The 5,605-nt window shown below is 71.0% G+C and carries 7 protein-coding genes and 1 pseudogene; 4 read left to right on the forward strand and 4 right to left on the reverse strand.

The genetic code is table 11. The features are described from left to right. Window positions 1-660 (forward strand): LysR substrate-binding domain-containing protein (locus ON39_RS18995; protein ID WP_040736173.1); only part of this gene is annotated, 660 nt, incomplete at its 5' end. An 11-nt stretch (window positions 661-671) separates the two neighbouring features. On the opposite strand, the gene ON39_RS19000 is transcribed toward ON39_RS18995, so the two are convergent. Next, on the reverse strand, window positions 672-1,043 hold the full coding sequence (locus ON39_RS19000) for a helix-turn-helix domain-containing protein (protein ID WP_040736175.1): 372 nt from the start codon (window positions 1,041-1,043) through the stop codon (window positions 672-674). Between the two features lie 28 nt (window positions 1,044-1,071). On the opposite strand from ON39_RS19000, the gene ON39_RS19005 reads away from it, so the two are divergent. Then, a complete protein-coding gene (locus ON39_RS19005; RefSeq protein WP_040736177.1) occupies window positions 1,072-1,764 on the forward strand; it encodes a methyltransferase domain-containing protein in 693 nt (230 codons plus the stop codon). 2 nt (window positions 1,765-1,766) lie between these two features. On the opposite strand, the gene ON39_RS19010 is transcribed toward ON39_RS19005, so the two are convergent. Both ON39_RS19010 and ON39_RS48880 read right to left on the reverse strand, forming a co-directional pair. Continuing rightward, the gene (locus tag ON39_RS19010; protein ID WP_051186797.1) at window positions 1,767-2,159 is read right to left on the reverse strand and encodes an STAS domain-containing protein; all 393 of its coding nucleotides are present in this window, start codon (window positions 2,157-2,159) and stop codon (window positions 1,767-1,769) included. 146 nt (window positions 2,160-2,305) lie between these two features. Continuing rightward, window positions 2,306-2,590: a hypothetical protein gene (locus ON39_RS48880; RefSeq protein ID WP_146250997.1), complete on the reverse strand. Its 285-nt coding sequence runs from the start codon at window positions 2,588-2,590 to the stop codon at window positions 2,306-2,308. A gap of 413 nt (window positions 2,591-3,003) precedes the next feature. Here ON39_RS48880 and ON39_RS51470 point away from each other — a divergent pair. Further along, window positions 3,004-3,405, forward strand: a pseudogene (locus ON39_RS51470) (ATP-binding cassette domain-containing protein); the annotation flags it as partial. Between the two features lie 387 nt (window positions 3,406-3,792). Beyond that, the gene (locus ON39_RS51475; protein ID WP_373283703.1) at window positions 3,793-4,491 is read left to right on the forward strand and encodes an ATP-binding cassette domain-containing protein; all 699 of its coding nucleotides are present in this window, start codon (window positions 3,793-3,795) and stop codon (window positions 4,489-4,491) included. Window positions 4,492-4,536: 45 nt separating this feature from the next. On the opposite strand, the gene ON39_RS19020 is transcribed toward ON39_RS51475, so the two are convergent. Next, window positions 4,537-5,589, reverse strand: a complete 1,053-nt coding sequence (locus tag ON39_RS19020; RefSeq protein WP_040736181.1) for an alpha/beta fold hydrolase — start codon at window positions 5,587-5,589, stop codon at window positions 4,537-4,539. Window positions 5,590-5,605: the final 16 nt, after the last annotated feature.

Here is a 5,605-nt window from a genome sequence, read left to right on the forward strand (position 1 = left end):
GCCGCCGAGCGCGCGGCCGCCGAGGTCGCCGCGGCCGTCGGCGAGGTGCGCGGGCGGCTCGCCGTCGGCGTGATCTCCACCGTCGCCGCGGTCGACCTGCCGGCGGTCCTGCGCGAATTCCACCGGCGGTACCCGCACGTGCGGGTGAGCCTGCGGGTCGGCCCGAGCGAGGAGCTCACCGAGCGCGTCGAGCAGGGGGCCATCGACGTGGCCTTTCTCGGACTCGCGACCACCGCGCGGCCCCGGGGCGTCGCGTTCCGCGAACTCGCGCGCGACCGATTCGTCGCCTTGGTCGCGCCCGGCCATGCCCTCTCCGGGGCACCGCACGTCGACCTTCGCCGGCTGTCCACCGAGGTGTTCGTGGACCTGCCCGCCGGCACGGCCGGGCGCGCCCACTCCGACGGCGCCTTCGCCGCGGCGGGCCTGGACCGCGACGTGGCCTTCGAGGTGACCAACGCGGATTTCCTGGCCCGGCTGGTCGGGCAGGGTCTCGGCGTGGCGATGGTCCCCGCGGCGTACGCGTCCCGGCTCACCGGCGTCGACCTCGTCGAGGTGGTCGACTCCCCCGTGCGCGTCGAGTATGTCGCCTGGCAACGCTCCGGCCCCACACCCGCGGTGTCGGCGTTCCTCGCGATTCTCGCTGCGCCGCAGCCGGTTTAGCGCACGGGAGTTCACTGTAGCCGATTGTCCAGAAGGCCTTGGAAATGCGGGCAGGTCATGATGTCGTCGTGCGGACAGGGTCCGCCCGCGATCAGGTCGAGGGCGGACTGGGCGCGGGCGATCTTGGCCAGCAACCGCTCTCGGTGCCGGGCGACCAGCTCGTCGCGGTCCGCGGAGCCGGCGGCCAGCATGGTCCGGATGTCGGCGAGCCCGAAGCCCGCCTCCTTCGCGATCAGGATCGCCGCCACCCGGTGCAGGTCGACGTCGGTATAGCTGCGGCGGCCGCCCGCGCGGTCCGGGGTCAGCAGGCCCTCGGCCTCCCAGTGCCGGAGCACGTGTGCGGGCAGCCCGAATCGAGCGGCCACCTCACCGATTGACTTCATGTCGACATTAAGTCGCAGAATTGCCGCCATGTCCACGTTGCTCACCATGCTCGATGCTTACGACGACCTGACGCAGGCGCGTGACCTGCGCGAACTCACCTATCGCGGACTCGGCGACACCGTCGTCGACGTCGGCTGCGGCGGCGCCCGCGCCGTCGGCGAGCTGGCCGGCCGAGGGGCGCACGCCATCGGCGTCGACACGAGCGCCGACATGATCGAGGTCGCCGCCCGGCGTTGGCCCGCGGGCGAGTTCCACGTCGGCGACGCCACCGCGCTGCCGCTCGCGGACGGCTCGGTCACCGGCTACCGGGCCGACAAGGTTCTGCACACCCTGGCCGACCCCGCGGCGGCCGTCGCCGAGGCGCGCCGGGTGCTGGCCCGCGACGGCCGCGCCGTGCTCGTCGGGCAGGACTGGGACGCCCTCGTGATCGACTCCGACGACCCGGCGCGCACCCGCGCGCTCGTGCACGCCCGCGCGGACCGGGTGCCGAACCCGCGCGTTGCCCGCCGCTACCGAAACCTTTTGCTGGACAACGGCTTCACCGACGTCACCGCCGAGGTGCGCACGATCGTGTGGACCGACGCCACCTGCCTGCCGACGCTCGCCGACATCGCCGGCGAGGCCGACGCCTGGCTCGAGGAGCAGACCGCCAGGGCACGGGCGAATCGACTGTTCGTCGCCGTTCCGATGTTCGTCGCCGCCGGCACCCGGGGCGACTGACCTCAGGCGATCTCGGGCAACGCGTCGACAGCCAGCGCCTGCGCGAGGTCGTCGCACACGTCGAGCACGGTGCCGAGTCCGGTCACCTCGATCGGGCGGCGGACCTGCGGTGAGGCCACCACCCGCAGCCTGCCCGCGCCGACCGCCTCCTGGGTGACGAGCAGGACGCTCAGGCCGGCGGAGCCGAAGAACCGCACCGCCGAGAGGTCGACCACCAGCAAGGGTGGCTGATCGCGTAAGGCCTGGTCGATGGCGGATCGCAGCTGCGGCACCGAGGCGGCGTCGATCTCGCCCCCGACGGTGAGTACCGCCGCGTCGTCGAACCGGCGTAGGTCGGCCCGCACGGCGCGGCTTTCGTTCGAGTAGTCGCAAGCGTTCGAATAGTCGCAAGTCATGACGTAGTACGTCCCTAGAAACTACGGCCAGATCGAACCCCTCTATTTTTAGAGGCGCAACCGTCGCGCTCACCAACCTTATTCCATATGCAACAATTCTGCTCGGGCGGCCACCTCAGCGGACGTCCGACCCCGGGTTTTCGTGTTCAATTTCCTTGTGAGCAGCCGTAATTCGGCGGCAAGGGTCTTATTATCGGGTTCGTATTGATTTGCCAGGACGGTTCGGACCCCCTCGGCCGTCCCACACCGTCGGCGTAGGAAAACGCCACGACCCCGCCGACGATCAGGACCAAGGCCGCCACTAGCCCCAGCAGCGGCCGGACCAGGGGGTATGGCTCGTCCTGCAAGACCAGCCGCCACAGCCGCCACACGTTCACCACTCGCCACAGACGCCAGATCTGCCCCACCCGCCATAATTGCAGCTCGTTCACGCCACTCTCCCGCCGTCGCACTGCATAGGCTGAATCGCGGTGGCGGCCAAGGCGTTACAACCGCGTGCGGAAGGCGCGCCGCCGCCGCGGCGGTCGCGGTGCCCGCGGATGATAAAATGATCATGTGCTCATCGAGGTAGACAGACGCTAGCCGCCCCTGACGGAGGCGGCGTTCCCGATCGCACATTCACCGACACACTACAAATGTGCTTTGACGTGCTCTTTTCGAGCGCGGCCACGCCTTCGCCAGCGGCCGGGGAATCTGTCGCATACCTAGCTGCCGCTCGTTCGCGAGCAGGAAGAGCCACTGACCCATGTCTACTTCGACCATCACCCTGCGCAACCTCACCTTCGAGTGGCCCGACGGAACCGTCGCCCTCGCGGGCGTCGACGGCGCCTTCACCGCGGGCCGCACCGGCCTCGTCGGCCGCAACGGCGCGGGCAAATCCACGCTGCTGCGCCTCGTCGCGGGCCTGCTCACGCCGACCGCCGGACGCATCGAACGCACCGGAGAGGTGGGTTACCTCCCGCAGACCCTCACCCTCGGCCGGGACGCCACCATCGCCGAATTGCTCGGCATCGCGGGCAAACTCGCGGCCCTGCGCGCGATCGAGGCCGGCGAGGGCGCGGCCGAACACTTCGACGCCATCGGCGAGGACTGGGACATCGAGGCCCGCGCCGACCAGGCCCTGCACGAGATCGGTTTCGGCGCGGCCGATCTCGATCGGACCGTCGGGGCGATATCGGGCGGCGAGGCCGTGCTCATCGCCGTCACCGGACTGCGGATCCAGCGCACGCCGATCACCCTGCTCGACGAGCCGACGAACAATCTCGACCGCGAAACCCGGGCCCGGCTCACCGAATTGGTGGACTCGTGGCCGGGCACGCTCGTGGTGGTGAGCCACGATCTCGAGCTGCTCGAGCACATGGACGCCACCGCCGAACTGCACGGCGCGACCCTGGAGGTGTTCGGCGGCCCGTACAGCGCGTGGCGCGAGCACGTGGCGCAGGAGCAGGAGGCGGCTGCGCAGGCGGCGCGCACCGCCGAGCAGGCGCTGAAAGTCGAGAAACGCCAACGCGTCGAGGCCGAGACCAAGCTGGCCCGCCGCGAACGCACCGGCCGGGCGACCCAGCAGCACGGCGGCATCCCGCGCATCCTCGCGGGCAACCGCGCCAGCAAGGCGCAGGCCTCGGCGGGCGCCATGCGCACCACGCTCGACGCCAAAGTGCGTGCGGCCCAGGATGTTCTGGACGCCGCCGCGGCCCGGGTCCGGCGCGAGGAACACATCCATCTCGAGCTGCCCGACCCGGATGTGCCGCGCGGCAGGCGGATCGCGGAACTGCGCGACGGCGACCGCACCGTCATCATTCAGGGCCCGGAGCGAGTCGCCCTAATCGGTCCGAACGGCGCGGGCAAGTCGACACTGCTGGAAAGCCTGCTGAGCGGCCGTGATCCGGAGCGCGCCGCCCTGCTCACCGACCGCGTCGGCTACCTGCCGCAGCGGCTCGACGGTCTGGACGAGCGGGCCAGCGCGCTCGACAACGTGCACGCGGTGGCCGTCACCACCCCGCCCGCCACCATCCGCAATCAGCTGGCCCGGCTGCTGCTGCGCGGCGCGGCGGTGGACCGGCCGGTGTCGAGCCTGTCCGGCGGGGAGCGCTTCCGAGTCTCGTTGGCGCGCTTGCTGCTCGCCGATCCCCCCGCGCAACTGCTCGTCCTGGACGAGCCGACCAACAACCTCGATCTCGCCTCCGTCGATCAGCTGGTCGAGGCGCTGGCCGACTATCGCGGCGCGGTCCTGGTCGTGAGCCACGACTACCCGTTCCTGCGGCGGATCGGGATCGACACCGTGGTCGAGCTCGAACCGGGCGGCCGGATGCGTTCGCGCGCTTCCCTGTAGCCGTCGCGCCCGGCGGCCTCGTCGAGAGGTCGCCGGGCCCCGCGCTCACAGGTGGTCGGCGTCGATGATCGCCTGGGCGAAGGGGCGCGGGGCCTCCTGCGGAACGTTGTGCCCGATGCCGTCGAGGACGCGGTGTTCGTGTTTGCCGGTGTACTTGTCGCGGTAGGGCTTTCCGTCTTTGGCCGCACCGTCGAAGTCGCTGGCGATCGTGATGGCCGGGACGGTGATGGCGGGCCCGGCGGCGAGTTGCTGTTCGTAGGCGTCGTATTGGGGTTCGCCGGGCGCCAGGCTCAGCCGCCACCGGTAGTTGGAGATGACGATGTCGACGTGGTCGGGGTTGTCGAAGGCGGCGGCGCTGCGGTCATAGGTGGCGTCGTCGAAGTTCCACTGCGGGGAGGCGCGCCGCCAGATCAGCTTGTTGAACTCGCGCCGGTTGCGCTCGTAGCCGAGGCGGCCGCGCTCGGTGGCGAAGTAGTACTGGTACCACCAGCCGAGCTCGGCCTCCGGCGGCAGCGGCTGCTGCTGGGCCGCCTGCTGGGTGATGATGTATCCGCTCACCGCCACGATCGCCTTGCACCGCTGCGGCCACAGCGCGGCGACGATGTCGACCGTCCTTGCGCCCCAGTCGAATCCGCCGAGGATCGCCCTGTCGATGTGCAGCGCGTCCATGAAGTCGACGATGTCGCGCGCGATCGCCGTCTGCTGACCGTTGCGGACGGCCTGCGCGGACCGGAAGGTCGTCGGGCCGTAGCCGCGCAGGTACGGGACGAGCACCCGGTATCCGGCGGCGGCGAGCAGCGGCCCGACATCGGCGAAGCTGTACGGATCGTAGGGCCACCCGTGCAGCAGGATGACGGGTTGCCCGGTGCCGGGCCCGAATTCGACGTAGGCGACGTCGAGGGCGCCCGCCTCGATCCGTTTGATCGGGCCGAGCGAGGTGTGCTCGCCCGAGCCCGCCCGCAGGCCCGCGCCCGGCGTCGGCGCGGGCGGGGCGGCGGAGTCGGTGGAGTCACCGGCGCACGCGCTCAGCGAGGCCGCGACCAGCCCCGCGGAACCGGCGGCCAGTGCCGCACCGAAGAATCGTCTGCTGATGTCCATCCGCGCTCCCGTTGTC

The organism is Nocardia tenerifensis NBRC 101015, assembly GCF_000308715.1.
GTDB lineage: Bacteria > Actinomycetota > Actinomycetes > Mycobacteriales > Mycobacteriaceae > Nocardia > Nocardia tenerifensis.